The organism is Anabaena sp. UHCC 0253 (assembly GCF_009712085.1).
Lineage (GTDB): Bacteria > Cyanobacteriota > Cyanobacteriia > Cyanobacteriales > Nostocaceae > Dolichospermum.
In genome coordinates this window covers 123,981-126,094 of sequence record NZ_VILD01000003.1, presented here as the reverse complement: position 1 = coordinate 126,094, position 2,114 = coordinate 123,981, and the positions used below count along the sequence as shown (strand labels likewise).

5 protein-coding genes are annotated in these 2,114 nt (G+C 31.6%); 3 read left to right on the top strand and 2 right to left on the bottom strand.

Features of this window, described 5'->3' with window-relative positions:
* From FJR38_RS28335 to FJR38_RS08820, 3 genes are all read left to right on the top strand, one after another.
* Window positions 1-452: transposase (locus FJR38_RS28335; protein WP_168536566.1), on the top strand; the 452-nt coding region annotated here is incomplete at its 5' end.
* 241 nt (window positions 453-693) lie between these two features.
* On the top strand, window positions 694-930 hold the full coding sequence (locus FJR38_RS08825; RefSeq protein ID WP_168536564.1) for a hypothetical protein: 237 nt from the start codon (window positions 694-696) through the stop codon (window positions 928-930).
* Window positions 920-1,282: a type II toxin-antitoxin system RelE/ParE family toxin gene (locus FJR38_RS08820; protein ID WP_168536562.1), complete on the top strand. Its 363-nt coding sequence runs from the start codon at window positions 920-922 to the stop codon at window positions 1,280-1,282. The genes FJR38_RS08825 and FJR38_RS08820 overlap by 11 nt, the downstream gene beginning before the upstream one ends.
* 63 nt (window positions 1,283-1,345) lie before the next feature.
* Here the strand turns inward: FJR38_RS08820 and FJR38_RS08815 are convergent, their stop codons facing one another.
* Window positions 1,346-1,741, bottom strand: a complete 396-nt coding sequence (locus tag FJR38_RS08815; protein WP_168536560.1) for a hypothetical protein — start codon at window positions 1,739-1,741, stop codon at window positions 1,346-1,348.
* Complete coding sequence (locus FJR38_RS08810) at window positions 1,734-1,913, bottom strand: hypothetical protein (RefSeq protein WP_168536558.1); 180 nt, start codon at window positions 1,911-1,913, stop codon at window positions 1,734-1,736. The genes FJR38_RS08815 and FJR38_RS08810 overlap by 8 nt, the downstream gene beginning before the upstream one ends.
* Window positions 1,914-2,114: the final 201 nt, after the last annotated feature.

Sequence of the window (2,114 nt, the reverse complement as noted above, 5' to 3'; positions counted from 1 at the left end):
CTAAGTTGTCAGCTAGTTGTTACGAAGGATACGTATTTTTAGATCGGATTAGCTGGGATAATTTTAATGAATCAGGTGACTTAAAATCACAAGTAGAAGCGTTTAAAGCTGCAACAGGATACTATCCAGAATCAGTGCATGTAGATCAAATTTATCGCACCAAGGATAATAGAAAATGGTGCAAAGACAGAGGGATTAGAATTAGTGGACCACCACTGGGAAGACCACCAACAAATGTCAGCAAAGAAACCAAAAAGCAGGCACAATTAGACGAGAGAGATCGTAATTGTATTGAAGGTAAATTTGGAGAAGGCAAAAGAAGATATAGTCTTGATCGAATGATGACTAAACTTTCTAATACTTCAGAAACAGCCATTGCCATAACTTTTTTAGTCATGAATCTTTCCGCATTACTGCGGCGGATTATTATGACTTTTTTTGTATCTATTTGAGGAAATACTATGTTTTTCCTATTTTTAGATTTGGATGATTAGAAAATATTATATTTACTCAAATTACTTCATACAATGAATTATGTTTTCACTTACAAGCATTGTTAATTGATTCTTGGTCTGGCTTCAATACGACTTTTTCAGCAAGCCCTAATTATAAGTTAACAATTTTAGTTATAATAAAATGGAATAGAAATATCTTCTGCATCAAAAATAGTTAAATAAAAAGCAGCTAGAAACTATGAAAGCCTTAGAAGTTACTGGAAAAATACAAGAAGGACAATTAACCCTAGATTATCCTTTACAAATTGATAATTTTAATGCTGTCAAGGTAATTATTCTTTTACCAGAAGCGGATGATCCTGATGATACTCCCATTGAGGAAATAAAAGAGAGTTTAAAAATATCATTGCAAGAAGCAAAAACCGGAAAAAGAATACCTTTAGAACAAATGTGGGAAGGAATTGATGCAGAATGATCCTTTCTTAATTAATATTGATTTAACTCCTGAATATCAGAGAAATTTAAAAAATTTAGCTAAAAAATACCGAAATATTCGTTCTGATACTCAGTCTTTCATTACAGAATTGCAAAAAGGAAATTTATTAGGAGATAGATTAACTGGTTTTAGTGAAGATGTTTATATTTATAAAGCTAGAGTCAAAAATAGTAATATTCAAAAAGGTAAAAGTGCTGGTTATAGGGTAATTTATTTACTTGAATCAGGAACCAGCATTTTATTTTTAACAATTTACAGTAAATCTGAACAAGAAGATATTACTGATTATGAGATTAATTCTATTTTAGACGAGTTTTATAGAGATGAATAGAAAACGCCAATAAGAGAAATATCATAAATGTTGGGTTTCGTTACCTCAACCCAACCTACTTAACTAAAGTTCTAAAATTATTTCAACACGCCCTTTCTCTTCTAGTTCGTTTTTAACTTCAGATGGAATATTAGTTACTTCTTTTACTTCGACCTTAACTGTGTTCACAAAAGTTTTATCATCTTTCTGAGTGTAAGTCCGAATTTCCATGAAGTTATGTTCATTATCTAAGATCAGATGACTTCCGAGAACTTCATCACCAGTAGCTTTCATATCTGTGTGTATCCTTTTCACATCCTTTTCAATGAGATCAAAGTCCAACAATCCATCTTGAACACAGAGCAAGTTAGAAGTTTTGTGAAATAACTTCTCAACTGCATCTTTAATTTTATGAGAGGATTTCTCAACAGTTTCGCCTATCTTTTTCAATTCGTCTGGAATACTTCCTTGGTTAGTCATGTTGATTATGTCCTGATGTGATTGAAAATTGCATAAGTTTCAATTGACGTTTTTGTTCAAGTTGATATCGAATTTTTGGAGGAATATCTGAAATCTTAACCTGTTGTTTTACGACTTCAAGTCTTGCTTCTGGAGGGTTAGGGTTTTCATAACTTTGAACATAAACCTCCATCTTTTCATAAATCTTACCTCACTCTTGTATAAGATAAACAAAGGAATCTGAAGCAACTTCTATTTCCTCATTAATTGCTTTGAGTATCTTTATATATGATTCAATTGCCCAACGCTTGATTTCCTTCCAGAAATGAAGAAAAGGCATCCCTTCAAAAAAGTTATTCATCATTGATTATGCTCTAATTAAGTTTTCATTTGC